This window comes from Facklamia sp. P12937 (genome assembly GCF_050409505.1).
GTDB lineage: Bacteria > Bacillota > Bacilli > Lactobacillales > Aerococcaceae > Facklamia.
This window is the reverse complement of the sequence record NZ_JBNUPI010000014.1, coordinates 32,862-59,460: the sequence shown is the minus strand read 5'-3', so window position 1 is coordinate 59,460 and position 26,599 is coordinate 32,862. Positions and strand designations below refer to the sequence as shown.

Genomic DNA, 26,599 nt, shown 5'->3' with positions numbered 1-26,599 from the left:
AAGAACTTTTTAGTTTCTTACTATCGGTGTTGCATTTGATTGGACAATTCGTCAAAAGAAAAAACGCCTAGTTTATAAACTGGGTGTTTTAATCATTTTAATCTATATCAATCGAAACAGGGTAATCAATATTTAAGTCAGGATCTTCTTCGTTCACTAATTTTAGCGTCATTTCTAAATCATCATCTAATTCAGGTGCCTCTTCATCTTCTTCTAAGCTTTGAATTTTAAGATGATTTCGCCTTTAGCGCTTGCTTCAATTTCTTCTGAAAGAAAAACCATTTTTTATCGATTAAATCATCATCGATAGTAACATCTTCTGCTATGATATTCATGGTTCTATCTGTCTTATTTTCTACTTCAAAGACGAACTCATAATAATACCCTAATTCTTCATCATCTTTTTCATTTACTTCGACATATTTAATGAAGAAGTCTTTGTCATCCGTAATAATATATTCTTCATCTCCACCTGTTAATTCTTTTAACTTGGCTTTCTTGTCTTTCAGCTCCACTTTGAGAACTTTAATTTCGATTTTCAATTCTTCAATCTTTTCTTCATCTTGAGCGGAGACAGTCACTCCCCCCAACATCATCATACTTGCCAATAGCACTATATTTTTTTCATCAATGACTCCTCCTTTTGATTTTAACAGTTTTATTTCTTGTCTATATATTAACCATAACATTGAAGGAGAAGGCATTCAATTAGATAGCTTATTGCCTTAGAGAATAATAAATAGAAAACCAAAAGGACTTAAAAACTTTTTGAATTTTTATAACAATATAGTTTTAGAATAATTAAAGATAATTAAAATTTCTAATTGGAACAATTGTAAATAAAGTTAATTTCTTTATCTTTTTCCCTAGAATTTATCTATTAGATGGAGTATGCTTAAAAAGATGTAAAAAAAGCTGGAAAAAAATTGTGAATAAAATAAGGTGATCAAATGTATAAGAAAATAGCAGCCAGCCTAGCAGTGTGTTCAATTTTACTGTTAATCATTTATATGACATTTAATGCTAACAATCAGAATGAATCGACCTTTTCAAAAATCGAATTGAGTGCTCGAAAGAACAAATCGCCTGAAGCTTATCGCAAAGAACTATTGGAATTATATGAAACGCAACCCTTAACCGGAGAGGGTGTGGTTGAAGAAAGAGAATTAAGAGATATTAGTCTCAATGAGTATAATACAAAAATAGAGACCATTTTAGCTGAAATAACTGATCAACCACTCAAAGAATCCATCCATTCTTTAGCCGAGAGAGATCGGCCGCTAGTCGAATTAAATCAAGAGGTTCGTAATCTTAAAAAGAATATGGAAAATCCTAACAAATATTCTCCGGGTTTTTTAATTAAAGTGAAAGAAATTGATCGTAAATTAGAAGCAAACAACTTAACAAGAACATACAAAGACTTGAGTCACTGTTATCAAAGTTGGGGAAAGGCAATTTATGAACATTCTATTCCAGTCCCTCGTAAAGTCTATGCTGACCCAGACCTAGGGAAGTTTATAAACATATCAGCCCAGCCAGATGAAAATACTAATACTCAAATGCACTCTGCTAAATTTGCAGTCTTAACGTTTGATGACGGGCCCAACCCAGTCACTACGCCACAAATCCTAGATATTCTTAAAGCACATGATGTGAAAGCAACCTTTTTTGTATTGGGTCAAAATGCAGAAAAGTATCCCGAAATTATTCAACGCATGCATGATGAAGGGCACTTGGTGGGCAACCATTCCTACAGTCATCGAAATTATACAATAATTAGTGATGCTGATGTTCTATATGAACTGAATCACACTAACGAAATTATTGAAAGGGTGACTAATGCCCCTGTCAACTACTATCGAATGCCATATGGAGCAGGTGGCAAACGTGAAATGAATTTAACGGAAATGACTCCTGTTCTATGGAACGTTGATTCGGAAGATTGGAAGAGTCGAAATGAACAAGCCATTATCAACCGTGTAGTAGCAACCCTATTACCTAGTCCAGTAATTTTAATGCACGACATCTATCAAGAATCGGCTAACTCATTAGGAGCAGTCATTGAAAGCGTCCAAGCCAATGGGTATCAGTTTGTGCGACTGGATGAAATGATGTAATTATTCAAACCTCATTATCATAAGTATAAATGCCTAGCTAGAATTCAAGTCTAGTTGGGCATTATTTTTTCTTTTGTTTAATAGTTTTTTACAATTTTAGATTATAACTAATGAGCCATAATCTATTTATAAAAATAATATGCTATATAAACTGATTAAGTAATAACCAAGTGTTATAATTAAATCATGAAGCGTTTACACAAAAATTTAGGAGGTATTTTATGAAGAAGTTTTTCGCAAGCATTGTTGCCATGTTATCGGCAGGAATGTTACTGGCTCAACCAGTAGCTGCCTGTACAGGCGTATATGTTGGTAAGGGCCTTACAGAAGATGGGTCAGTTATTTTTGGCCGAACAGAAGACTTAGAACAAAGCCATAATAAGACTTTTGTAGTAATTGAAGCGACGGAAAATGAAGAAGGCGCAAAGTTAGTGGATGAATATACTAAGTTCGAATTTGAACTACCAGCTCAATCTTATAAGTATTTTGCTGTGCCAGATACCACCCCTGAGTGGGGCTTGTATTATGAAGCAGGTTATAATGAGTATGGTGTAGCGATGGATGCGACCACTACTACTTATACTAATGATGAAGTTTTAGCGGTTGACCCTTTAGTTGAAAATGGTCTTTCAGAAGGAATCATGACGACCGTCGTTTTAGGTCACGTTAAAACAGCGCGTGAGGGCGTGGAGTTGTTAGCATCGATTATCGATGAGAAAGGCTCTTCCGAAGGCAACGGATTGATTATTGCTGATAAAAATGAAACTTGGTATATGGAAATTTTATCCGGTCATCAATATGCTGCGATGAAGTTGCCAGATGATATGTTTGCCGTATTCCCCAACTCGTTCTTCTTAGAAACAATCGATGTGAACGATACTGAAAATGTGATTGCCTCTGCCGATTTAATTAACATTGCAGAAGAAGCGGGTACTTATGTCGAGGAAGAGGGGATGATTCGGGTTGCTGATTCTTATGCAGCTGAAATAGATCCCGGGTCTGTGTCTAGGTATTGGTCTGGAGTAAAAACCTTAGATCCAGATGCAGAAGTTTCTTTAGATGACACAGAGTTTCCATTCTTACATTCTACGGATAAAACAATCACATTAGATCAAGTCATGAGCTTACAACGAAATCGTTTAGAAGATACAGATTATATTCCAGCGGATAACATCGCATCTGCTACCGGTGGACAAGTTGTTAAAGAAACTGAAACAACAGAAGGTGAAGAAACCAAAGCAACAGAAAGCGAAGAGGCTGAGGCAACAGAGGGTGAAGAAACCAAAGCAACAGAAAGCGAAGAGGCTGAGGCAACAGAAGGTGAAGAAACCAAAGCAACAGAAACCGAAGAAACCGAAGTAGAAGAAAGCGAAGAAACCGAAGCAACAGAAACCGAAGAAACCGAAGTAGAAGAAAGCGAAGAGGCTGAAGCAACAGAGGGCGAAGAAGCTGAAGCAACAGAAGGCGAAGAAGCTGAAACAACAGAGGGCGAAGAAACTGAAACGACTGAAAAGCAAGAACCAGAAAAGCCTGAGAATGCTTTATATCCCATTGGTAACAAAAATACAATGGAAGCTCATATCTTCCAAATTTATGAAGATATGCCTGAAAAAGTACCAGGTGTGATGTGGTTAGCGATGGGATCGCCTACCGTTTCACCTTACTTACCATACTTTGGAAATATCAATGACACACTATCTGCTTACCAAGTGGAAACCAATGAATATGATCCAGAATCATTCTATTGGGCAGTAGATAATCTACTAACCATTATGTTAGAAGATGAAGAGAACTTAAAACCAGAAATGAGAGAAAAGATCTTAGCCATTGAAAAAGCTGGTAAAGATAAATACGAAGAATTACGTCAAGAACTTATTACGATGTATGCGGAAGATCCCCAAGCTGCTGCTGAGTGGATTACTGAACAAACCATGCAATTAGCTCAAGATGCTTTTGATCAAATTAAAGATTTAGAAGCAGAGTATGTAGAGAAATAAGGCTCATTGTCCAATCGGATTGATAATATTTTTCAAGAGATCAAGCAGCATGTTTTTGTTGCTTGATCTTTTTTTCCTGACGTAAAGCGTTATGAAATGACTAAACCACTTGCTCGGAAGTGTGTGTAGTATTGATAGCCATCAGCATATCTGTTGATAAGTTTAATCTTATGGTTGATTCCTTCAATTGGTTCATTGATTTGAGGAGGGAGGAATAAGTTCTATTTTTAATAATGGTTTGATGCCCATTATATATCGAACAAATAAGGATAGAATAGGTTAGTATTGTTTGATATAGATATTGTTTCAATAATTAACAGCAAAACATTTCACTATGTTGATGTAATAATTTATAATATCAAAACTATTAATAAATAGGCTCAAGAAGCTAAGAATTATTGCTTAATCTAAGGCTTCTCTTTTGTTACTCTTAATAAGCGGATAAAACTTGATAAAGTTAAAGAGAGTGTTTCCGTGGAAATAAGAGTGTTGAATGAAGCAGATATAAAGGAAGTTATGACCATGAAAGAACTATTCAAGCGGTAAAAAAGCTTTAAAATTATATTCTGAAGATAAAACAGATACTCCCTTAAGAACAAACATTGATTTAGAAGAATTCGGAGGTCAAAATTTATCCATGCCAAGTTTAGCTGGCTCGGCGACAGGGTTTAAAATAGTTTCTGTCTATCCGAATAATATCCATGTTTAAAACAGGGGGACACGCTCAGCATCAATTAGAAGCGATGTTATCAGCGCAACCAATTAAAGAAGAGTGTGCCTTTGATAGTGACCAAGAGCGTGCTAGCGCATTCGCTTAAAAAAATGATGGATTTATTCGCTAAAAAGTTTGACGTTGAAATTAAAGCTGTTGCTTCTCCAAAAGAAACAATCGGTGGGGACGACGTTATCACAATTGTTACCACATTACAAAACCCGTTTTTGATAGTAAAAATCTTAAACCAGGAGCCCATATTAATGGCGTAGGCTCATACACACCAGACATGCAAGAACTTCCTGAAGCAATTTTTGCTCAAGCAGGTAAGATCTATTTAGATACCAAAGATGGAGTCTTAAACGAATCAGGCGATTTAATCAATCCGCTTAAAAAAGGTATGATACAAAAAGAGTCCATCACAGGTGAATTAGGTCAATTAGATTCAGGTAAAATAGCCGGGCGTCAATCAGAAGACGAACTCACTGTCTTTAAGACGATAGGCTCTGCTGTTTTAGATATTATAGTTGGAAAAGCGATTTATGAAAAAGCTATGGAATTAAACAAGAGCCAAGTGATTGAATTATAAATCTAAGTCACTTCTATGCGAAGTGCTTTTATATAAATAAAGTTAAAATTTAAAGAGAATAAGTAGGGAAAAATGATGAGCTGTTATACTTATTAAACAAAGAAAAAGAAATTAACTTTAGGGAGGTCATCAATGAAGTTACCAACGATTAATTTTGAAGAAGTAAATTTCTTTACCATACTCTTAAGGCCCCTTTTAGCTATGTTGATTAATGGTATGATTGGTTTTGGACGTGGATTGAAAATCATCCAGCCGGTATGCGTACTTATATTTTAGTCTGTGTAACTTCAGCCATGGTAATGATGACCAATCAGTTTGCAGCCGAATTTTTTTGAAGGAGTTGATGCTACACGGATGGGGTCGCAAGTTGTGAGTGGGATTGGCTTTTTAGGTGCCGGTATGATTTTAGTTACTAATCGTGACAAAATTAAAGGGTTAACCACGGCTGCGGGCTTGTAGTCTTCGGCTTGTATTGGCTTAGCAATTGGGATCGGCTTCTACGAAGTAGCAATTGTTGTAGGCTTTATACTCCTAATCACTTTGACCTTCTTACAAAGACTTGAAAGCTCATTAAGGAAGAAAACACCTTGGGTAACGGTTTTTGTGCAAGCAAATGATGTTCAATCTTTTAATGAGGTCCTTCATTTTATTGAAGTGTCATTAGTTACCGTCACTTTTATCAAACCCTTGGTGAATAATAGTGACCAACTTGATTATTTAGTCCGTCTAGTAATTCCTAAAGAAGTTCATGCTGAAAAGTTCTTTCAAGATATCAATCAGCTTGCAGGCGTGAGTATTTATGAATCGGAAGATGAATATAATGAATAAAAAAGCTAGTCAAATGTTATCACCATTGGCTAGCTTTTTGCTTATATATTTTTATAGAATATTCCTCTTGGATGTAATCAATTAGAGGATGATGATCTTGGTAATGGGTTGATTCAAGTGTTTTAATTGGAGTAATCCCCATCAAACAGTTGGTCATAAAACCAGCTTGGAAAGTTTGTCTTTCTTGCCAGTCTATGGGGCGAATAGTCACAGGGAAATGGTCAAGCACCCATTGACGCATAATACCTGGAAGAAGACCTGCGCTTGTTGGAGCAGTGATAAGCTCTTGGTCTTTAACAAAAAAGAGATTCGTAAAGCTTCCCTCAGTGATCTGGTCTTTTTCATTTAAAAAGATGCATTCAAAAGCCCCTTTTTCTCTTATCTGCTTTAAATTAATTTTGTTCGCTAAGTACATAGTGGACTTATGTTGCAAGAGTGTGTTAGAGGAATGGCGCTGCCACTTGGCTAATTTTAATGGCTTTGCAGGCAAGAATCTCTTACCATAGGGATCCGATCGTTCTTGTAGAACAAGATTACCTGGTGAGAGGATGATTTTTAAAGCCCCATCCACCATTTCTTTCTCGTTAATAGAGTTGACAATAACGTTTTTGGTTATAGAACTTTTGAAACCTAAAGCTTTGGCTGATTGACACAAACGGCTAAGATGTTGGTCTAAGAAGAGCGCTTGTCCATTGATGACTTTAAGGGTGGTAAAAACACCTTGTCCAAAAAGAAAGCCTTCATCTAATTTGATGTAAGCCATGGTTGGCACTCCTTCATTAGTTGATCCAACATAGAATAATCAATAGTCTGAGCGGCATCGGTCCAGGCCTGGTCGGGATTGTGATGGACTTCGACCATAATCCCCGAAATATCAGCGGCTAAAGCGGCTTTACTTAAAGGGAGGATGAGGTCGCGTCTACCACTGGCATGGCTAGGATCAATAACGACAGGTTGTTTCGTTTTGGCTTGGAGGAGAATAGCACCTGCTAAATCAAGGGTGTTGCGTGTTTCATCTTGAAAGCTACGTATGCCGCGTTCGCAGTATACAACCGAAGCTTTTCCTTCGCTCATTAAATACTGACCGGCCATTTCCCATTCTTTAAGAGTTGCTGAAAAGCCTCTTTTTAATAGGACAGGTTTACCGGCTTGACCTAACAACTTCAGCAGTTGGTAATTATACATATTTCGAGAACCTACTTGAAACATGTCCACAAGATCGATCAGCTTTTCGACATCATATTCACTTAAAACTTCTGTGACCATCGGGAGGTGAACTGAATCAGCGGCGGCTCTTAAGTACTTTACACCTTCAAAGCCTAAACCTTGAAAAGCATGAGGGCTAGTTCTTGGTTTATAAGCACCCGCTCGAATCATGTCGACTCCCGCCGCCTTCAAGGCTTGAGCTTCTTTAAAAATATGTTCTTCAGATTCAATAGAGCAGGGTCCAGCGATAACAATAGCTGGTTGTTTGCCAAAAGTGACTTGCTTTACAGATACAGAATTCATTGTCATTTATATCTTCTCTTTCTATGTGATAGGTGATGGATTATTAGGATTAAAGAGGTAATTTTTGATAAAATCCAGAGCTTGAAGGTAGCCTGCAGGGCCTTGTCCTTCAATTGTTATTAAGGCTAAATCTTGGATATATGAGACTTGTCGGTAACTTTCTCTTTGACTAATAGAACTTAGATGGACTTCTACAAAAGGAATGGCAACGGCTGCTAAAGCATCGCGAATAGCGATGGATGTATGGGTGTAGGCAGCTGGGTTTATTACTATGCCATCCACCTTTTGATAAGCATTTTGAATTTTATCGACTAAGGCTCCTTCGTGGTTGGATTGAAAGATATCAAGGTCTACAGCATATTCATTTGCCCATTTTTTTAAAGAGTTTGTTAAGTCAGAGTATGAGGTTTGACCGTATATTTCTGGTTGACGGATGCCTAATAAGTTAAGGTTGGGTCCGTTGAGGACTAATAATCGCATGTTTGATCAGCCTTTCTTGCATTTCTTGATAGCTAGTAGGGATAGAAGACTTGACGGGAATAATGAGGTCTGCACTCTCTTGGTAGAGTGTTTTTCGTTCATTCCATAAACGCTTAACTTGGTCTAGTGAAGCTGAAAGTGGTCGGCCCTTTCGAGACAGTTCTTCTAAGGGGCGCTCCAATAGAATCAATCGACCATTCTGAGTTAGAGCTTGTCGGTTCCTTGCCCTTAAAATGGCACCTCCGCCCGTGGCAATTACTTGCCCATTTCTCTTAGCCACTTGATGAATGATTTTTTCTTCTAGGTCGCGAAAAGGTTTTTCGCCCACCTTGGAAATATATTCAGAGATCGGTTGATGGATGACAGCTTCGATCAATTGATCGGTGTCTAAAAAGGGGCGGCCTAGTTGATCAGCCAGTTTTTTTCCGAGAGTGGTCTTGCCAACACCTGGCATTCCGATGAAAACTAAGTTTTCGATTCCCTGCCAATAGGATTGGCAAATTTGATGGATGAAGTCTGTCGGATAAGACTTACCGGTAAAAAGTTGACTGGCAAAAAAAGCTTGAGCAATTAACATGTCGAGTCCACCTATACCTTGAATGCCTTGGCTTTTGGCTTGGAGGACTAAAGAAGTCCGTAAGGGATTATAGATGAGATCAACGACCGCTTCTAGTTGAGGGAATGCGGTCAAGTTTAATCTTAAATCCTGGTTATTAGGGTACATACCAACCGGTGTCGCATTGAAAATAACTTGAGCCGCCTGATTGTCAGCCTTTAATGGTGGGAAAGCTTGGCGAATGCTTAAATGGCTAACTCGGTGACAGTTATGGTTTTTAGCATAAACAGCGATCATTTTGGCAGAGCCACCGGATCCAAGAATAAGCACATTTTTGCCTGTTAAGGTCAGATGATTGTTTTTTAATAAAAAGTCTAAGCCAGCGTAGTCAGTATTATAGCCTTTGAGTTTTCCCTCTTCATTCACAATTGTATTGACCGATCCGATGGCTTTAGCCAAGGGGTCTAGGTTGTCTAAATAAGGTAAGGCCGCTTCTTTATAAGGAATAGTCACATTGAGTCCGAGGTAGTTTTTCTCTAAAAGAAAGTCTTTCAACTGATTGGGTTCTAATTCAATTAAGTGATAGGGATAGTTCCCAATTCGTTGGTGAATAGATTGGGAATAACTATGACCTAATTTACGTCCGATTAAGCCACAAAGAGTGGGTTTTTTATTTTTTTGAGATGTCTGTAACATAAGAACCTACTTTCTAAAGGCGGCAATTAATTTTTTGTTGAAATAGTTGGCCATTGACCGTCCATCATCATTAGGTCTAAAAGGCAAATAGCGGTCATTGCTTCAATAACGGGAACAACCCGAGGGACGATACAAGGATCATGCCGGCCCTCAATCGTCAATTCTTGATTAACTTGTTTATCAAGGTTGACACTTGCTTGGGATTGACCGATAGAAGAAGTAGGCTTAATTGCTACTCGCATAATCAAGGGCATGCCAGTGGTCAAACCACCGATAATACCGCCGTGATGGTTGGTCAGCGTTTTAACCATCAGGTTATTATCCAAATAATAAGGATCGTTGTGCTGGCTGCCGCGTAAGTTTGCTCCAGCAAAGCCCGTTCCGAATTCTACGCCGCGAGTGGCGGGAATGCCAAACATGGCATGGGCTAATTTAGCTTCACACGAATCATAGAGGGGTTGACCGATACCAACTGGTAAGCCGTCAACGATTACTTCGATTTGCCCTCCTACAGAGTCTTTATCTTCTTTAGCGGCTAGGATAGCTTCCTTCATGGCTTGGCCTTGCAGGTCATCAATTACGGCAAATTCTTTATTAACTAATTCACTTAAGGCTTTAAAATCAGGTTGCGCAAAATCAACTAACCGGTCTTTTATACCAGCGATTGAATGAATGTGGCTATAAATTTGGATGTCGCTTGTTTCTAATAAATAGCGGGCAATACTACCAGCCATTACAATTGGAGCAGTCATGCGCCCTGAAAAGTGTCCGCCCCCACGAATGTCATGGTGTCCCTCATATTTAATGAAAGCAGGATAATCAGCATGTGAGGGGCGAGGGAGATAGTGATGTTGGGCATAATCCTTGGACTGCATGTCTTGATTCCTAATTTCTAAGCAAAGGGGCGCCCCACAGGTTTTACCGTCTACAATACCTGCTTTGACTTCAAATAAATCAGTCTCGTTACGGCTAGTTGACCAAACCTTTTTACCAGGACGACGACGTTCGAGAGCTGTTTGAATGGCTGCATAAGGGAAATCTAAACCGGCAGGAAGGCCATCAATGACTACCCCAATCGCTTTAGCATGGGATTGTCCGTAAACAGTGAGACGAAAATTTTGACCGAGACTAAAGGACATGATAGATACCTCCTAATTTTTGAAAATCATCGAAGAAGTGGGGATAAGATTTAGAAACACAGTCCGCCCCTTTAATAATCACAGGTTCTTGGGCAAAACTACCGGCAATGGCAGCTGTCATTGCAATACGGTGGTCTTGAAAAGTATCCACAATTCCGCCATGAAAGCCTTGCCCTCCTTGCAAGATGAACCCATCAGCTTCAGCTTGTATGTAGACACCTAAAGCTTGCATAAGAGCTACGGTTGATTCTATCCGGTCACTTTCTTTTAAGCGGAGACGTTGGCCGTTAACGATGCGAGTAATCCCAGCTTTTCTAGCGGCTGCTAGGGTAAGGATAGGAATGGCATCGGGCAATTGACGGGCATCGATTTCCACTATTTGATTACTTGCAGTTGAAGTCTTACTGGGATGATAGTCAGTGGATTGTCTTGCCGGCTCGGGGATGGGATAGCCCAATTTATCCAAATAGGACAAAGCCTGACGGTCTGCTTGGAGACTGTCAAAAGTAAGATTTAAGACCTGGACGCCTGCTACTAAGAAGAAAAGGGCGTTGGACCAATCGCCTTCTACTTGGTAGGGTGCTGCTTGTATAGGTCCATCGAGTAAGTGATAGGCTTGAGTTTGATGAGAAAAATCAATCCTTTTACTAAATTCTTTTAAGCTAGCTAAGGTCATGTCGACATAGGCAGCGGATTCCAAAGGCGAAGTTAATTTTATCTGACTTGCTTTATTTAAATGAGCGAGAGCCAAAGCTAATCCTGAAATAAATTGAGAAGAAACATTACCTGGAAGTTGGTAATTTCCTGCTTCTAACTTGCCTGAAAGCCAGATACTAGGGCCTTCTTCTTGCCAATAAATACCCAATTGGTCAAACAAGTCCCAATAAGGTTGGTTGGTTCGATTGATCAAACTCCCTTGGCGAAGGATTTCGACCTGTTGGTTCTTTTCTAACCGACTAGCTAAGATAGGAATTAGAAAGCGTAAGCTTGTTCCCGACTCGCCCACATTGAAGTGGCGCTTCATAGAATGAGCATCTGGCAGGATATGGTATGCTTTTTGATCTGAATCATGGTGAACCAGGCAACCTAGTCCTTCAATACAAGTCAATGTTGCTTCTAAATCTTTTGAAAGACGGTCTAAATAGATGGTAGAGGGACCATTGGCTAAGCTGGCTGCAAAGAGTGCTCGATGAGCATCTGATTTAGAAGGAATTGCAGAAATACTGCCTTTTAAAGAGTGAGGCATAATTTGAATATCCATCTACAATCGACTCCCTGCTTCAATCCATTGGCCTAATTCATGAATAGGAATGGCTTGTCGGACACAATTTCCTATTTCAACAGGAATAATTAAGTGAATCGTTTGGTCTTGTTTTTTCTTGTCGTGATTAATGGCGTTCAGTAAATCATGGTTATCACAGTAATAAGTCTGGAATAGTCCTTGTTTTTGGTATAAATCTTCAAGAAGAGGAACAAATGATTGGCGGGCCCAACCCAATTTAAAACTAGCACGAGCCATCCATAATAGGCCGATTGCGACTGCTTCACCATGGTTCACTTGGTGGTTGCTAATACTTTCAATGGCATGGGCGAAAGTATGACCTAAATTAAGGAATTGTCTTTTACCTTGATCGTGAAAATCATTAGCAACATAGGCGTGTTTTATTTCTAAAGACCGTTTAATTAGATTCAAGTAGTTGAGTTGACTTTTATCTCGCCTGATGTCCTCCAATAAAGCGGGGTCAGTAAGGATCGCATATTTTATAATTTCTGCTAACCCATTGTTAATTTGTCTGATATCTAAGGTGTCTAAATAGGCAATATCGATATGAACCCAAGCGGGATGATAGAAAGTACCCACTTGATTTTTATAGGCACCAAAATTAATGCCATTTTTACCCCCAATGGCAGAGTCAACCATAGCTAAAAGAGTCGTCGGAACTTGTATAAAGTTGATTCCTCTTAAATATGTGGCGGCTAAAAAGCCCCCTAAGTCACCAATGACGCCACCACCAAAGGCGATTAGGCAATCAGACCGAGTAAGTTTTTCTTCTACCATGCGATTCATCACTTCTTGATAACAAGCTAATGACTTTGACGCTTCACCGGCAGGAACAATATGGTAAGAAAAGGATGCTAACTGCCCAAGTTGATCAATTTGGTCTTGGTAAAGGGTCGCCACATTTTGATCCGTTAGTAGAAACTTTTTTCCGCTCATTTGGCTTAAGCGTTTTTTTAATTGACTAAAATGATGGTGTTCTAGATAGATTGGATAAGGAAAAACATTCAATTGGATGTCCAAAATGTACCCTCCTAAACAAAAATAGGAGCTCTGAGAAATTCAGAGCTCCGCTAAAGATGGATAATAAAACAGCGGAAGATAAAAGGCATCGCATGATTGTTCATTTCGTTTTACAGCAACTTCCCATCTGTAAATACTTTACGCACCTTTTATACTCTGTTCAAAGTTCTCCTTCATTATAGGTGAATGATAGCACTTGTCAATCATTGACAAGGATTAAATGCTATTCTTTTTAAATTACTTTTCAGGTATTTTTACTAACTACAAATTGTGATAAAATAGGACAATAACCAGTTGCATAGATATCGTTGAAAAAAATGTTAGGAGAAACCATTATGAAGTTTGTTATCATTGATAATTATGATTCCTATACTTATAATCTGTTTCAATTAATAGCCAAAGTGACGCAAGAAGTTCCGTTGGTTATTAAGAATGATCAAATGTCATATGAAGAATTTAAATTGTTAGATTTTGATGCGGTGGTTATTTCACCAGGTCCTGGAAGTCCTGAAAATCCTGAAGATTTTGGTCTTTGCCGTGAAGTAATCGAAAAAGAAGAACGTCCCATATTGGGCATCTGTTTGGGTCAGCAAGGAATTTACTATCTGAATGGAGGAGAAATTATATTGGCTCCCCAGCCTGTTCATGGGCGGCTGAGTGAAATCAGACATAATAATCAAGGGCTTTTTAAAGGACTACCGCAAGATTTTAAAGTGACCCGTTACCATTCTTTAGTCTGTAAAGAAGAGAAATTGGAGAACATTCAAGTGGATGCGAGAACGCACGATGGCTTAATTATGGGGATTTCTCATCGTAGCAAACCTCAATACGCCGTTCAGTTTCATCCAGAGTCAATTGCTTCACAAGAAGGTGAGCGTCTAATTGAGAATTTTGTAGACTTGATCCACACCTTCCAAATACAGACAAATCCTTTGCGTGTTACAAAAGTTCCTTATCAAGGCAATGCACAAGCGTTGTTTAATCAGCTTTATCAAATTAATAAACAAACGCAATGGTTAGACTCTAGTCAAGTGACAAAAGCTTTGTCTCGTTTTTCTATAATTGGACAAGCGGGTCCTCGCCATGGCCATCGTCTGACCTATGATATTACGGATAATTTGGTTATCAAGACAGATATAAAGGGAAGAGAAGAAAGAATTCATCAAGATATATTCACTTATTTAGAAAAACATCAACCTCAATGGCCAATCCATCAAGATTTACCATGTGATTTCCAATTAGGTTATATTGGTTATTTTGGTTATGAGCTCAAAAGTTTAATGGAAGGGCCTAATCAGCATCAGTCATCGTATCCTGATGTCATATTAGATTATATTGATCGAGCGGCTGTTATCGATCATCACGAAAACCAACTTTATTTACTATCCTATAAAGATGACAAAGACTGGATCAAAGATTTAGATTTTTCACAGGCTTATATTTCAGTAGGTGAAAAAGAAGAGCTTATCATGGAGGCCTTCGATCAACCAACTATTGCTTGGGCTATGGCTCGCAGTGACTATTTGAAAGCTATCCACCAATGTCAAGACTACATTCGAAAAGGAGAGTCCTATGAAATATGTTTGACCAATCGCTTGGATATCAAAGACCAGCTAGATGCCTATATATATTACCAAACCTTACGCCAAGCCAGTCCAGCCCCTTACGCAGCCTTTTTAACTTTTGATCATTTTGCTGTTGCGTGTTCTTCTATGGAAAAATTCTTAACCTTGAATCGTGATGGTAGAGTTCAAACCAAGCCCATCAAAGGAACGGCTAAAAGGGGTCAAAACCCAGCAGAAGATCAAGCGATTATTCATGCTTTAGCAACCGAGGAAAAGACCATGGCTGAAAACTTGATGATCGTAGACCTATTGCGAAATGATTTAGGTAAGGTCTGTCAGATTGGAACAGTAACGGTTCCCAAGTTGATGGCTGTTGAGAGTTATTCAACCCTTCATCAATTAGTGACTACCGTTCAAGGCTTTCTTGCAAAAAATGTTTCAGCTATTGATCTGTTTAAAGCTTGCTTCCCTGGTGGTTCAATGACTGGAGCGCCGAAGTATCGTACCCTCGAATTAATTGATCAATTAGAAGGACGTCCACGAGGTATCTACTCAGGGGCTATTGGCTATATTGCTAATAATGGTTGTATGGATTTAAATATTGTTATACGCACGGCGGTTATTGAAGAAGAAAAGACTAGTCTCGGTCTAGGGGGAGCAATTATTGCCCTTTCAGATCCAGAAGAAGAGTACCAAGAAACTTTAGTCAAAGCCCAAGGAGCTCTTAATGCCTTAAAAGCCTATTACCATCTACCTTCAACTTACGAATTTAAAATTGAAGGGGCCTAAAAGGATTCATTAAAGATAAATGAGTTTGTTAAACGAAGAAAACCAGCAAGCATACCATTATTATGCTTGCTGGTTTTTTTATTATTTAACTTTCCCAAGTGTTCGCAAACTATTAAGAACTGCAAGGATGGTCACACCAACATCGGCGACAATAGCCATCCACATGGATGAGAAGCCTAAAGCGGCGAGGCTTAGGAAGAGCACCTTAATTCCAAGTGCAAAGGCTATATTTTCTTGAGCAATGCGTAAAGTTTTTTGAGCAATTTTAATAGCTTGAGGGAGTTTGGCTAAAGAATCATTCATAATGACAATGTCTGCTGATTCAATAGCTGCGTCAGATCCCATTCCTCCCATGGCAATTCCAATATCTGCACGGGCAAGAGCCGGGGCATCATTGATGCCATCACCGATAAAGGCTACATTAGAGGATTTTTTATTAGACGTTGATTGCTTAACGTTAGCTAAAATTTTCTCCAGTTCGATCATCTTTTCTTGTGGAAGCAAGTCACCTTTTGCTTGATCAATCCCAACAAGTTGAGCGATTTCGTCGACGGTTGCTTGATTGTCACCAGAAAGTAAGATGGCAGAGGAAATACCTAATTGATGTAATTCTGTCAGCGCGGACTGAGAATCTGGTTTGATCTGGTCTTTAATGAGGACATAGCCTTGATATGCTTGATTAATACTGAGATAAACGACAGTGGCAGCAGTCTTTAATTCTGGCACTTCGATCTTGAATTGATCCATCAAGTCCTTGTTTCCAGCAAGTAAACTTTTACCGTCCACAATTCCTTTAAGACCTTTACCGGTGATTGTTTCTACTTCTTGCACACGATGAGGATCTAAGGGCTGATTATAGGCTTCTTGAATGGAGAGTGCAATAGGATGGTGGGATTGGCTCTCCAAGTGAGCCAGTGCTTCTAAAAACTCATTTTTGCTTAAATATAAGGCCTCTACTTTGTCAATCGCAAAGTTACCTTGAGTGATTGTTCCGGTTTTATCTAAAACTAAGGTCTTAATCTTTGTTAGGGTTTCGAGGAAATTTCCGCCTTTAACCATGATACCTTCACGTGCTGCTGCACCAATTCCACCATAAAAACTCATAGGAACAGAGACAACTAAGGCACAAGGACAAGAGATAACTAAAAATTGTAACGCACGGTAAAAGCTTGTTGACCAAGAAATGTCACTAAAAAAGATAGGAGGCAAAGTAGCCAAAAGAACTGCTAAGGCAACTACAACCGGTGTATAAACGCGTGCGAACCGAGTAATAAATTTCTCAGTAGCTGCCTTTTTGGAAGAAGCATTTTCAACTAAGTCGATAATTTGGCTGACCGTTGAATTTTGGAAGGTCTTAGTGACTTTAACTTTCAGCTGAGAACTTAAGTTGATCGAACCTGAGTAGAGGGTGTCGCCTTCTTTTAAACTCTGAGGAAGAGATTCTCCAGTAATAGCTGAGTGGTCTACTTGAGATTGACCTTGGATAATTTGTCCATCTAGAGGGACCTTGTCTCCGACAGCTACGATAAACTCTTGACCTTCAACTAACTCGCGGGGGTCAATTTTGGTTAATGTACCATCAGTTTGTTGAATACGGGCAAAGTCAGGACGAATTGCCATCAAGGATTGAATTGATTGGCGAGATTGGTTAACGGCACGGTCTTGAAACCATTCTCCGATAGAATAGAACAGCATAACGGCAACTGCTTCAGGGTACTCACCAATCACAAAGGCACCTAAGGTAGCAATCGTCATTAAGAAATTTTCTTCTAACCAGTCCTTATTTTTAATTTTATTCCAAGTAGTTTTAAGTACATTCTGACCTATGAACAGATAGGTCAGACCAAAATAACCCACTAGAAGCCATTCAGAAGAAATATAATTTGTTAAAAAGAATCCTAAGATAAATAAAGGAATGGTAATTAAAATACGCCAGCCTTCGCTATCAAGTAAGCCTTGACTGTCTTTATTTTTATCAAGGTTTAGATTTGATTTTTCTTCTAGCTCAAAGAGCGGAACCAATTTTATCCCTTGTTCGACTTCTTGTACATTTTGTTCCAAGCTTTGAATGAGATTAGACTCCATCACTTGGTCCGTGTCGATTGTTAATTGTCCTTGTGCGAAATTAACGGTCGCTTCAACTTGATCCGAATTGTTTAAGCGAGTTTCAATTTTTTGAGCACAGTTAGCACAAGACAAACCCTGCATTTTAAATTTATAAGTCATTATTATCATTTCCTCCTTCTGCTGCATGTTCCAATGCATTGTGATATAAAATACGCACATGGTCATCAGCAATTGAATAATAAACAATACGTCCTTCTTTGCGCTTTTTAACTAAATTTAATTTAAATAGATAAGCGAGTTGATGAGAAGTGGCAGATTTGGACATGCCTATTAGATGGCCTAAATCGCAAACACACAATTCTGTCTTAAGCAAATACCATAAAATTTTTGCTCGAGAGGGTTCTGCTAATGCTTTAAAGAGTTTGATTAGAATTTTAAAATGTTCTGGATTGAGAGGCACTTCTTGAGCTTTCTTAATCGCTTCAGGATGAATTGCATTCTCTTGACAGCTATCCATGGCATGACCTACTTTCTGTTTATAAATAGTAAAAATTATCATTTATAGTTGAACAGCTGTTCAACCTTTACAACTTAAATATACCACGCACTATTATTTTTGTCAAATGAATACTAATGGTTGATAAACGGCTGTTAAACTATAATAAACTGACCTCTAAATGAATAGAAATCAGGTAGAAAGAGTAAACGATTAAAAAATAATAAGTAAAATAGTATATAGATTGAGGGCCTTTGAGTAGACGTTAGTGAGTTTAATTGACTGTTTTAAAAGGAAATTTAATAAAGTAGAGGTTAGTTTATGAATCTTATTTATCATTTCATTGAAATAAGATTCTTTGACTAAGAGCCGGTTGACTGATAATGATACAAGCCAAATCGCCAAACACCATAAACAGGTATAGCAAAAACTAGACTCAAAAAAGGAAATAGAGCTAATCGCCAATCATTACTCTTACCTACTAAATATAAAAAGGGATAATACTGGACCAAAGCCAGAGGGAGAATAAAGGTTAGAAACTTTAATATCTTCTTTCCATAAATAGAGAAGGGATATTGACCAAATTCACGTCCGCCATCTGTAAAAATATTCATAATCTCTAATCCTTGAATGGTAAAAAAAGAAAGGCTTGCTGAAAGAAAATATAATAAGGAAAATAACAAGCTGGCTGTTAAGATCATTATGAATAAAGTAGCAATCTTATTCCACGACCATACCATCTTGCCTCTTTCAATGACGAAAACTAGTAGTAAGGCTGCTTGGATTAAGCGTCCTATACGTGAAAACTCAAATTTTGATCCAATAACTTGGAGTAAGGGGCTTTGGGGGCGAGTGAGGACACGATCAAATTCACCATTAGCAATCATCTGAGGAAAAGAATCGAATCCCCTGGCTAGCATTTCAGCTAAGGCGGCCGCAAAAGTGAAAATTCCAGCACATAAAAGCACTTCATCTTTTGAAAACCCTTGTACGCTGTGAAATCTTTCTAACATAAAATAAATGCCTAGTACAGAGACAAAGGTTGCTAAGAATTGCCCCATAATTAATAACAACATAGAAACAGGGTATTGCCATTGAGCCTGCCAATTGAGTTTAAAATAAAGACCTAAAATTTTAAACACTGCATTTAACCTCCTTGAATAACGAATTTAGATAGAGCATGTTGCATCAGCCACCAACCGACCACCAACAGAAGAATCAGCCAAAAAGCTTGAGGAATGATAATATTCCAAGAGCTAATGTCTAGAGAATAGACTCTAAGAGGAATGTTTTGCATATAGGCGAAGGGTGTCCAATGGATAAAGGTTTGTAAAGGCTGGGGTAAAAAGGGTAATGGAATGATTGCTCCGGTTAGAAATTCCCCGATCGTAGCAACAATCACTCGAATTCCCACGTCCGTTAAGAAATAAAAGACACTAATATAGACTAACATTAAGAAGGCAATGATTAATAAAGTAGACAGAATCATCGTCACTATAAAAAGTAGGAGGTGGTTTGGCGGCAAAAGCTTATAAGGTTCTGGCAGAAAGCTTGCTACAATTATCATTGGCAAACACCGTAATAAAGTGCGAGCAATTCGCATGGCAAGGTTAGATATAAACCAATGGGGATAGAGACCGAGAGGACGCGTCAATTGATAGGCAACATTGCCTGAAATGATTTCTTCGAAGATAGTACGGTCATAAATCCATAAAGCAAACAAATTAAGACCGGCTTGTTGGATCCATATATAAGCGCAGACTTGTTCAAAAGTCATAGGTTGACTTTGTGCGTTGGTTTGATAAAAAGATTCGAACATTTTGATGAGAAGTAGGCCCCAAGCAAATTGGGTAAGAATACCTGCTAAAGCAGCCGTTCGATATTGAATGGCTGATTGAAATTGAATGCGAAATATTGCGCTATAAGTTTTCATAATTGATACTCCCGATAAAGCTGGATTACTAGGTGATCAAGGTTAGTAGCATGAGGGCTTATAGATTGTAAATCAAGATTTTGATTTAATAAAGCAATAAATTCATTTTTGGATAGAAGATCCGAATCAAAAGATAATAAAGCTTCTGATTCAGTCGCTTGATAAATTTGAATACCCGGGTGATGAGGTAGTCTTCCTTTATTAAATTCAATGTTCCAAATCTGTTTTTGTTGATTTTTGTTCTTTAATTCCTCCAGGGAACCGTCGAGCAGTATTTTTCCTTGACCAATCAATATAATCCGTGAAGAGAGTGCTTCAATATCTTGCATGTCATGCGTGGTTAAAATAACTGTTGTCTGTTCTTCTTGATTAAGATCGATAATGAATTTTCGAACAGCTAATTTAGAAACTGCATCTAAACCAATAGTAGGTTCATCTAGAAATAGAATGGCTGGCTGATGAATTAAAGCAGCGGCAATTTCACACCGCATTCTTTGGCCTAAACTGAGTTGTCTAACGGAAGTATCCAGTAAGTTTTCGATAGCTAAAGCATATGCTAACTTATCAATTTGTTGATGATAACGCTGTGGATCCACACGGTAAAGGTCACGGATCAGGTCAAAAGAATCCTTAACTGGTAAATCCCACCATAGTTGAGAACGTTGTCCAAAAACGACGCCGATATTTCTAACATGGTCGATCCTGTTTTTCCAAGGCGTTAGGCCCATTATTTGGCACTCACCAGTATCTGGATGGAGGATACCTGATAGGATTTTAAGTGTGGTACTTTTACCAGCTCCGTTTGGGCCAATATAGCCTATCATTTCGCCTTTTTTAACATTAAAAGATACTTGGTCTAATGCCTGATAGTATTCAGTCTCTCTCTTTAAATAAGATAAACCAGGCATTGAGGAGTGTTTTTTTCGTTTGGCTATTTTAAATTGTTTTGAAATGTTTTCAACCTGAATCATCTAATCTCTCCTAAGTTTTTTGATTATTTGAATTATATAGCTAGCGAACTAAAGAAGTAAAATTGAGCCTTTGAATTGTATAACAAGAAGCCTTTCAAGTCAACGAAGAGAAGGTTTTCAATCATAATCTGTTAATAAAGATGATATAATAGGAAAAAGTGGAAAGGGGTGGATCAATGACTTCTGTTTCCATCGAAAAATTGTATACTTATCTTCTGCAAGAAATGGGTCCCAGTGGTTGGTGGCCGGGGGATTCTAAATTAGAAATCATTTTAGGTGCTATTCTGGTTCAAAATACCAACTGGTCGAATGTTGATAAAGCCTTAACTCAATTAAAGCTGGCGACTGGGTTTGATCCGCAAAGGATTCTAAGGTTGGAAAGTAGTCAGTTAGAACAGCTGATTTATTCAGCTGGTTTTTATAAAAATAAAGCCCTAGCTATCCAAGCCGTTTTGAATTGGTTCCAAGAACACCAGTGGAATTATAGCCATATAGTAGAAAAATACGGATCTGATTTAAGAATAGAATTACTTAAGCTTCGAGGTATCGGCCAAGAAACGGCTGATGTCTTCTTAGTCTATATTTTTGACCAAGTCGCCTTTATTTCAGATGCATACGCTCGCAAGTTGTTTTCTTATATCGATCAAAAAGACTATAAAAGCTATCAGCAATTACATGCAGTCGTGCAAATGCCTGAATCATTCACTTATCTTCAAGCTCAAGACCTGCATGGACTGATTGATGAATTTGGTAAAAATTATTTAAAGGATCCTGTTAGGATGGAACGGATAGCTGGAGAGGTGAAGAAATAGTTACTGTATTTTTATGATCGATGCTAAAGCATTTTAGTCGGAGATGAAGGGCTGTTAACTTATAATTTGAAAAAGGAGTGGTTTGATGAAAATTAAAAATTGGTTACTTGTAGGAGCTCCATTGGTCGGTGGAACAATTATTGGTCGTTTAACGGCCGATAATGCCAAAGCAGACTATGAAAAGTACAAACAACCCCCATTTGCACCTCCCAAAGAGACTTTTGGCATTGTTTGGCCATTATTATATACCATGATGGGGATTGCCCGAATAATCATTGATGAAAGTAAAGAGAAAGACGAAGCTGTTATAAGCTATCGAACCCAATTAGGTCTTAATGGTCTTGGGTCACTGCTATATTTTAAGTAAAAATACCACGGCATTACTTTAAATGAAAGTTTTGTTTTTCATAGCTGTTCGAGTCACAGCTTGGAAACTTTATCAAAAGGACACTTGGAGGATTACTTTTATTGCTCTATGTAATTTGGTTGGCCTTTGTTTTTTATCTTAATGGAGCTACTTGGTTCTTAAATCGAGATTAAGTGTCTTATTGCAATGAATAAATTAGGAGGGAAATAATGCGATTATGGCATGAAGATTTGATTCCCTTATTACCTCGACAGCAACTCTTAGGACAACATCGAGAATGTTGTGCTCTAAGAGGAAAGGGATGGGGCAAGCCGCATTCTACTGTAAACTATATTTTTAATTATCATCCCTATAAACTTTACCAATACCATGTTTTAGTAATGGAAGAAATGATAGCCAGAGGCTATCAGCCGGATAGCCTCTGGCTAGATCCAGAATATCGAGGACAATCGGCTCCGCCTTATAAAGATTTAGAAGCCCTCTCATTAGATTGTCCCATCTATCCAGAACATGATGAAGTTTATCTTCAAGCTTGTTTGATGAATTTAAAGGATAAGGGGATTGCTATTTAAATAAAAAACAATTAAGACTGTTGCAAAAAATTTTCTTTTGAGAATAATTTTGTTTAATGGGCTAAGAATAACTATTTATTGACAAAAAATTAGTTATAATAGTAAATTGAAAAAGAGGAGGTAGACTATTAAAATAGTGGTTTATTGTGGTGCTTCCTAATGGAACAGGGATATCGGATGAAGTAGTGGAAGCCATCTCTTGGAGTCGGGTGGGTCAAAACACGAATCCCTGTATATTCATGAATGTTAATGGTTATTACAATGGACTACAAAAAGTTTACCAACAAATGGTTGAAGAAGGATTTCTCTTAACGGAAGATTATAAGCAAATTGAAGGATTCATTAAAAACGAATCACGATTGTAAATAAGTGAAAATCAGCCTCTAGTACAAGTCGCTTAGTAATTGATTCTGGTAGAATAGATATACTATTAAGAAAAGGAGACTAAAATGAAAAACAAACACACTTTTAAATTATCTATCCTATTAATAATGGTTTTAGCTTTGACTGGCTGTCAGGCTATAAGTGAATTTGTTTCTGGCTTTAAACAAGATTTTATTGGTTTGACTATGACCGTCCAAACTTATGATGAGCAAGCCCAGATCATTGATTCTATGACGGGAAAATCAGTTTCAATTGAACGAGATGAAGAGTTCGATTCACAAACAGCTGAAGGCTCAACCAAAGCTGACTCACAGGTTTTAGATATTCAAATTGGTGGGCACACGATGACTCATGTAGGATCATCTTTGATTGCTGCTGAGAAGGGGTTAAATGACTTGACGATGGAGGTAGATAATCGCGTTGAACTTTATGATACGAGATCGAACCTTCCATTCATTTCGCGCTTACAGGACAATTTAGGCCAAACCTTTTTTGGTAAAAAGAAGACGATTATGGTGCGAAGCCAAAACGGAACACCTTTAGCCGTTTATTCAGGGAATAAGGTCTCCTATTTTAAAACGGATGTACCTAAGTCGACAGGACTCATAATAGATGGCAAGTATCTCTTTATTTACCGTTGTGATTACACGATCTATGACAATGAGTTACTCGAAAATAGTTAGTTATTTAAAGCGATTTTTGAAAATAAAAAAGAGGCGGACGTCAGTCACAGCCTCTTTTTAAACTTTCCATCCTCGGGCATGTTTCATTTCTTGCCCTTGATCATCGTATTTCTTTCTTTTGCTCGAAAGGTGCTCTATTTCGATAGCATAGACTTGAACATAATCGAAAGCTGTGTCAATGGCTTTATCAACTAGTGAATAATGTTTAGGGACATATTTTTTGGCGATCAGACGTAAGGCCTTGCGCAATTCTTTTTCGTTAGTAACTTTGCGAATTTTACCATAGATAATGGCCGATTCAAATTCAGTGGTGAAAACAGTGCGGGCTAGAGTTCCCCATGATTTTGGATCAGCAGCTATCCTTGCGATTTCACTTTCACTATATAAATTAGGAACTTGAACTTTACCGACAAAAGTAACACAGACTTGCATGCTATCTTCAATCAATTCAACCTTTTTACCAGCTTTAGCGCTGTGAAAGTATAAAGTTTGATTGTCACGAACGATTGAAAGGGGGATGGCATAGGGATAAGGTTGATCAGGAAGGCTAAGAACACCATATTGGGAGTGATCGATAACGTGCTCGGCGAAATCTCTGGGCATGGAACGATCGTGGCGACGCATAGCTTGATAAATTTCTGACATCATAAACCTTCTTTCTATAAGTGCCAACAGCTAAAAAATATAAACATCAGGTTCAAGGATCAGATGTTTATATTTTGTATAGCTAGTTTATAAATTTTTGAAAAGGGTGTCAATAATTTTTGGGTTGCTTATATTGTGAATAAGATCTTGCGGATAGTATTTTTCAAAATGATTTTGTACGGCTTCTTTATTGAAGCTAATGCCTTTTAGCGACTCTTCCACTTCACTCAAATCATGAGCACTAAAGAAGTCGCCTTCAAAAACTAAAGATTGAATCACACCTTTTTCAACTTGGCAGTGCATTTTGAGCAAACCGCCAGCTAATACGGCTTCATTGACTAAGGAAAATTGGGGGTTGCGACCGAAGACCCAGTCCCAAGATTCAAACTTTTCTTGTTTGATTTTTTGGACGGCTTTTTCATCTTCTTCACTTAGGTGGAAGTAGCTTGGCTGCTCGCCTATAATTTCTTTGACTAAAGCGTCTTTAAAGGTCTTAGCATCCCAATCGTCTGGGCAGTAATTCTTAATATTAGTTGTCCGATCTTTAACAGACTTGATTCCTTTGGAGATAATCTTGTGTTTAGCGGGGTTTAAATAACAGGCCATAGCAGACAAGTCGCTATCAAATAACAAGGAACCATGATGCAGGGTGTAGTCTCCTTTAAAACATTGAGCATTGCCGGAAATTTTTTTACCGTGTATGGCTAAGTCATTGCGGCTATTCATTTCAGCAGGGAATCCTAAACTTTGCAATGCCTGAATGATGGATTGCATGAAGCGTTCAAAATTAATTGCTTCATGCCGCTTGTCGCCTTGAGGACGAGGTGTGATAAAACTAAATTGCCAGCCACCTCGGTCGGTGAAGATAGTACCGCCCCCTGTATTACGTCGTGTAATAGCGACTTGATCTTTTTCTAGTTCTGGTAAGTTCAGTTCAACATATGCATTCTGGTAATTACCCAGCATGACTGTAAAATCGGTTTGCCAGATCATGAAAAGGTCTTCTTTTAAAGCTTTTTGGGTCATTAAGTATTCTTCTAAGGCAAAGTAATAGTTAGGATCAAGTGAATCAGTCGGTAAATATAACATGGGTCTTTATGCTTCTTCTTTGGCTAATTGAGCCACTAAGCTATTTTCAGCATCAAAGTTATGGTCAACACCGACGGCATCCAAGGATTCATGAGCCTTGTAGGAGCTTCTTACTTGAGGTCCAGAGGCTACGAACTTGAAGCCCTTTTTCATCCCCATTTTATTGTATCTACCAAATTGTTCAAGCGAAATATATTCTTCTAGTTTGTAATGCTTAGGGGAAGGCTGAAGGTATTGTCCAATTGTAAAGAAATCTACGCCTACCGCTAAACTATCATCCATAGCTTGAGCAACCTCTTCTTCAGTTTCACCTAAGCCTAGCATTATCCCTGTCTTTGTATAGATATGGGGTGCTTGTTTTTTAATATATTTTAAAACGTCAAGAGAACGTTCATAGGTAGCGCGGTGACGAATTCTTGGAGATAAACGCTCTACCGTTTCGATATTATGATTAATAATTTCAGGATTGGCTTCAATAACAAGGTCAATACTTTCTTTGTTACCTAGGAAATCTGGTATAAGCACCTCGATCGTTGTGTCTGGGCATTTTTCTTTAACAGCACGAATTGTGCGAGCAAATTGTTCAGCTCCACCATCTTCTAAATCATCACGTGCCACACTGGTCACTACCACATGGCGAAGCCCCAGTGTTTTACAAGCATCGGCTAAGTTTTCAGGCTCCTTGTCATTCACTTCTTCCATATTGCCTGTCAGAATATCACAAAAACGACAAGCTCTTGAGCAATGGCTACCAAGGATCATGAAGGTGGCTGTACCATTTTTGTAGCACTCACCTAGGTTAGGACAGGTAGCTTCGGCACAAACGGTATTAAGTTGTAGGCTAGAAAGTAAGTTATTAACTTGATCGACGGATTCATTGTCAAAACGGATACGTGGTTTTACTTGGGTTGATGAAGAGGCAGTGATTTTCATTTAAGCTTCCTCACTTTCTTCAATGGTCGCAATTAAATCACCAGCAGTGACTTTGTCACCTAGCTCTTGATGGATAGCTATTAGCTTTCCAGAAAAAGGCGACTCAATCTCATGAACAGCTTTATCGGTTTCGACTGAATATAATACTTCACCTTTTTGAATGCTTTGGCCAACCTCTGTGGTCCATTCAATAATGACCCCTGACAATACTTTTGAACTTAATTTTGGAAATACAATTTCTTTTTTCAAAATGACTCCTCCAATCAATTAATTTAAAGTTATTTCCTAGGAAATCTCTACGCTCCATTGTAGACATTCCGCTATAAATGTTCAATACTTTTCACAAAAATTTAATCCAGTTCTTGCCT

The 26,599-nt window shown here is 38.2% G+C and carries 30 protein-coding genes and 1 riboswitch; of the genes, 12 read left to right on the top strand and 18 right to left on the bottom strand.

Annotation, left to right across the window (positions count from 1 at the left end; genetic code table 11):
• Nucleotides 1-227 precede the first annotated feature (227 nt).
• Nucleotides 228-689, bottom strand: coding sequence for a hypothetical protein (locus ACQV2R_RS06460; RefSeq protein ID WP_428891980.1), 462 nt, complete (start codon nucleotides 687-689; stop codon nucleotides 228-230).
• Between the two features lie 261 nt (nucleotides 690-950).
• Here ACQV2R_RS06460 and ACQV2R_RS06455 point away from each other — a divergent pair, with 261 nt between their 5' ends.
• Complete coding sequence (locus ACQV2R_RS06455; RefSeq protein WP_428891979.1) at nucleotides 951-2,117, top strand: polysaccharide deacetylase family protein; 1,167 nt, start codon at nucleotides 951-953, stop codon at nucleotides 2,115-2,117.
• Between the two features lie 221 nt (nucleotides 2,118-2,338).
• Nucleotides 2,339-4,114 (top strand): C69 family dipeptidase, encoded by a 1,776-nt coding sequence (locus ACQV2R_RS06450; RefSeq protein WP_428891977.1) that lies wholly within the window; start codon nucleotides 2,339-2,341, stop codon nucleotides 4,112-4,114.
• Nucleotides 4,115-4,203: 89 nt separating this feature from the next.
• Here the strand turns inward: ACQV2R_RS06450 and ACQV2R_RS06445 are convergent, their stop codons facing one another.
• Nucleotides 4,204-4,302 carry a hypothetical protein gene (locus ACQV2R_RS06445; RefSeq protein ID WP_428891983.1) on the bottom strand — a complete coding sequence of 33 codons (99 nt, stop codon included), beginning with the start codon at nucleotides 4,300-4,302 and terminating at the stop codon, nucleotides 4,204-4,206.
• A gap of 735 nt (nucleotides 4,303-5,037) precedes the next feature.
• On the opposite strand from ACQV2R_RS06445, the gene ACQV2R_RS06440 reads away from it, so the two are divergent.
• The 4 genes from ACQV2R_RS06440 (at nucleotide 5,038) to ACQV2R_RS06425 (ending at nucleotide 6,243) form a co-directional block, all read left to right on the top strand.
• Nucleotides 5,038-5,415, top strand: a complete 378-nt coding sequence (locus tag ACQV2R_RS06440) for a hypothetical protein (protein ID WP_428891981.1) — start codon at nucleotides 5,038-5,040, stop codon at nucleotides 5,413-5,415.
• A 132-nt stretch (nucleotides 5,416-5,547) separates the two neighbouring features.
• Entirely contained in the window at nucleotides 5,548-5,691 is a 144-nt protein-coding gene (locus tag ACQV2R_RS06435; RefSeq protein ID WP_428876269.1) for a hypothetical protein, read from the top strand.
• Nucleotides 5,692-5,730: 39 nt separating this feature from the next.
• The gene (locus ACQV2R_RS06430; protein WP_428876270.1) at nucleotides 5,731-5,874 is read left to right on the top strand and encodes an MgtC/SapB family protein; all 144 of its coding nucleotides are present in this window, start codon (nucleotides 5,731-5,733) and stop codon (nucleotides 5,872-5,874) included.
• Between the two features lie 144 nt (nucleotides 5,875-6,018).
• Nucleotides 6,019-6,243, top strand: a complete 225-nt coding sequence (locus ACQV2R_RS06425) for a hypothetical protein (protein WP_428874362.1) — start codon at nucleotides 6,019-6,021, stop codon at nucleotides 6,241-6,243.
• 19 nt (nucleotides 6,244-6,262) lie between these two features.
• Here ACQV2R_RS06425 and ACQV2R_RS06420 read toward each other — a convergent pair whose 3' ends face one another.
• From ACQV2R_RS06420 to aroB, 7 genes are read right to left on the bottom strand one after another with little or no spacing between them, the layout of a single operon-like run.
• Nucleotides 6,263-7,006: an aminotransferase class IV gene (locus tag ACQV2R_RS06420; RefSeq protein WP_428882208.1), complete on the bottom strand. Its 744-nt coding sequence runs from the start codon at nucleotides 7,004-7,006 to the stop codon at nucleotides 6,263-6,265.
• Nucleotides 6,988-7,758, bottom strand: coding sequence for a 3-deoxy-7-phosphoheptulonate synthase (aroF, locus tag ACQV2R_RS06415; RefSeq protein WP_428874360.1), 771 nt, complete (start codon nucleotides 7,756-7,758; stop codon nucleotides 6,988-6,990). The genes ACQV2R_RS06420 and aroF overlap by 19 nt, the downstream gene beginning before the upstream one ends.
• 15 nt (nucleotides 7,759-7,773) lie before the next feature.
• Nucleotides 7,774-8,232: a type II 3-dehydroquinate dehydratase gene (gene aroQ, locus ACQV2R_RS06410; RefSeq protein WP_428874359.1), complete on the bottom strand. Its 459-nt coding sequence runs from the start codon at nucleotides 8,230-8,232 to the stop codon at nucleotides 7,774-7,776.
• Nucleotides 8,198-9,484, bottom strand: coding sequence for a shikimate kinase (locus ACQV2R_RS06405; RefSeq protein ID WP_428891976.1), 1,287 nt, complete (start codon nucleotides 9,482-9,484; stop codon nucleotides 8,198-8,200). The genes aroQ and ACQV2R_RS06405 overlap by 35 nt, the downstream gene beginning before the upstream one ends.
• A gap of 26 nt (nucleotides 9,485-9,510) precedes the next feature.
• On the bottom strand, nucleotides 9,511-10,623 hold the full coding sequence (gene aroC / locus ACQV2R_RS06400; protein WP_428882204.1) for a chorismate synthase: 1,113 nt from the start codon (nucleotides 10,621-10,623) through the stop codon (nucleotides 9,511-9,513).
• Complete coding sequence (locus ACQV2R_RS06395; protein WP_428891975.1) at nucleotides 10,613-11,884, bottom strand: 3-phosphoshikimate 1-carboxyvinyltransferase; 1,272 nt, start codon at nucleotides 11,882-11,884, stop codon at nucleotides 10,613-10,615. The genes aroC and ACQV2R_RS06395 overlap by 11 nt, the downstream gene beginning before the upstream one ends.
• The gene (gene aroB, locus ACQV2R_RS06390; protein WP_428891974.1) at nucleotides 11,885-12,925 is read right to left on the bottom strand and encodes a 3-dehydroquinate synthase; all 1,041 of its coding nucleotides are present in this window, start codon (nucleotides 12,923-12,925) and stop codon (nucleotides 11,885-11,887) included.
• Nucleotides 12,926-12,992: 67 nt separating this feature from the next.
• Nucleotides 12,993-13,086: riboswitch (THF riboswitch) on the bottom strand.
• Nucleotides 13,087-13,260: 174 nt separating this feature from the next.
• Between aroB and pabB the strand changes: the two genes are divergently transcribed.
• Nucleotides 13,261-15,279, top strand: coding sequence for an aminodeoxychorismate synthase component I (pabB, locus tag ACQV2R_RS06385; protein WP_428874354.1), 2,019 nt, complete (start codon nucleotides 13,261-13,263; stop codon nucleotides 15,277-15,279).
• An 81-nt stretch (nucleotides 15,280-15,360) separates the two neighbouring features.
• Here pabB and ACQV2R_RS06380 read toward each other — a convergent pair whose 3' ends face one another.
• From ACQV2R_RS06380 to ACQV2R_RS06360, 5 genes are all read right to left on the bottom strand, one after another.
• Nucleotides 15,361-17,505, bottom strand: coding sequence for a heavy metal translocating P-type ATPase (locus ACQV2R_RS06380; protein WP_428874353.1), 2,145 nt, complete (start codon nucleotides 17,503-17,505; stop codon nucleotides 15,361-15,363).
• The gene (locus ACQV2R_RS06375) at nucleotides 17,495-17,863 is read right to left on the bottom strand and encodes an ArsR/SmtB family transcription factor (protein ID WP_428875159.1); all 369 of its coding nucleotides are present in this window, start codon (nucleotides 17,861-17,863) and stop codon (nucleotides 17,495-17,497) included. The genes ACQV2R_RS06380 and ACQV2R_RS06375 overlap by 11 nt, the downstream gene beginning before the upstream one ends.
• Before the next feature lie 341 nt (nucleotides 17,864-18,204).
• The gene (locus tag ACQV2R_RS06370; RefSeq protein WP_428874351.1) at nucleotides 18,205-18,984 is read right to left on the bottom strand and encodes an ABC transporter permease; all 780 of its coding nucleotides are present in this window, start codon (nucleotides 18,982-18,984) and stop codon (nucleotides 18,205-18,207) included.
• Between the two features lie 5 nt (nucleotides 18,985-18,989).
• Nucleotides 18,990-19,775, bottom strand: coding sequence for an ABC transporter permease (locus tag ACQV2R_RS06365; RefSeq protein WP_428874350.1), 786 nt, complete (start codon nucleotides 19,773-19,775; stop codon nucleotides 18,990-18,992).
• Nucleotides 19,772-20,746, bottom strand: coding sequence for an ABC transporter ATP-binding protein (locus tag ACQV2R_RS06360; RefSeq protein ID WP_428891973.1), 975 nt, complete (start codon nucleotides 20,744-20,746; stop codon nucleotides 19,772-19,774). Before ACQV2R_RS06360 ends, ACQV2R_RS06365 begins: the two co-directional genes overlap by 4 nt.
• A 176-nt stretch (nucleotides 20,747-20,922) precedes the next feature.
• Here ACQV2R_RS06360 and ACQV2R_RS06355 point away from each other — a divergent pair, with 176 nt between their 5' ends.
• The 5 genes from ACQV2R_RS06355 to ACQV2R_RS06335 all read left to right on the top strand — a co-directional run bounded on the left by ACQV2R_RS06355 (nucleotide 20,923) and on the right by ACQV2R_RS06335 (nucleotide 23,564).
• A complete protein-coding gene (locus tag ACQV2R_RS06355; protein ID WP_428875161.1) occupies nucleotides 20,923-21,558 on the top strand; it encodes an endonuclease III domain-containing protein in 636 nt (211 codons plus the stop codon).
• 85 nt (nucleotides 21,559-21,643) lie between these two features.
• Entirely contained in the window at nucleotides 21,644-21,925 is a 282-nt protein-coding gene (locus tag ACQV2R_RS06350; RefSeq protein ID WP_428884946.1) for a TspO/MBR family protein, read from the top strand.
• A 209-nt stretch (nucleotides 21,926-22,134) separates the two neighbouring features.
• The gene (locus ACQV2R_RS06345; RefSeq protein ID WP_428891972.1) at nucleotides 22,135-22,497 is read left to right on the top strand and encodes a TIGR02328 family protein; all 363 of its coding nucleotides are present in this window, start codon (nucleotides 22,135-22,137) and stop codon (nucleotides 22,495-22,497) included.
• A 146-nt stretch (nucleotides 22,498-22,643) separates the two neighbouring features.
• On the top strand, nucleotides 22,644-22,862 hold the full coding sequence (locus tag ACQV2R_RS06340) for an LOG family protein (RefSeq protein ID WP_428891971.1): 219 nt from the start codon (nucleotides 22,644-22,646) through the stop codon (nucleotides 22,860-22,862).
• An 84-nt stretch (nucleotides 22,863-22,946) separates the two neighbouring features.
• Nucleotides 22,947-23,564, top strand: a complete 618-nt coding sequence (locus tag ACQV2R_RS06335; protein WP_428875165.1) for a DUF5052 family protein — start codon at nucleotides 22,947-22,949, stop codon at nucleotides 23,562-23,564.
• 57 nt (nucleotides 23,565-23,621) lie between these two features.
• Here the strand turns inward: ACQV2R_RS06335 and ACQV2R_RS06330 are convergent, their stop codons facing one another.
• The 4 genes from ACQV2R_RS06330 to ACQV2R_RS06315 all read right to left on the bottom strand — a co-directional run bounded on the left by ACQV2R_RS06330 (nucleotide 23,622) and on the right by ACQV2R_RS06315 (nucleotide 26,480).
• Nucleotides 23,622-24,209 carry a pyridoxamine 5'-phosphate oxidase family protein gene (locus tag ACQV2R_RS06330; RefSeq protein ID WP_428891970.1) on the bottom strand — a complete coding sequence of 196 codons (588 nt, stop codon included), beginning with the start codon at nucleotides 24,207-24,209 and terminating at the stop codon, nucleotides 23,622-23,624.
• 87 nt (nucleotides 24,210-24,296) lie between these two features.
• Nucleotides 24,297-25,298, bottom strand: coding sequence for a lipoate--protein ligase (locus ACQV2R_RS06325; protein WP_428891969.1), 1,002 nt, complete (start codon nucleotides 25,296-25,298; stop codon nucleotides 24,297-24,299).
• Nucleotides 25,299-25,304: 6 nt separating this feature from the next.
• Nucleotides 25,305-26,231 (bottom strand): lipoyl synthase, encoded by a 927-nt coding sequence (lipA, locus tag ACQV2R_RS06320; RefSeq protein WP_428873170.1) that lies wholly within the window; start codon nucleotides 26,229-26,231, stop codon nucleotides 25,305-25,307.
• On the bottom strand, nucleotides 26,232-26,480 hold the full coding sequence (locus ACQV2R_RS06315; RefSeq protein WP_428873171.1) for a biotin/lipoyl-containing protein: 249 nt from the start codon (nucleotides 26,478-26,480) through the stop codon (nucleotides 26,232-26,234). It abuts the gene before it with no gap.
• Nucleotides 26,481-26,599 lie beyond the last annotated feature (119 nt).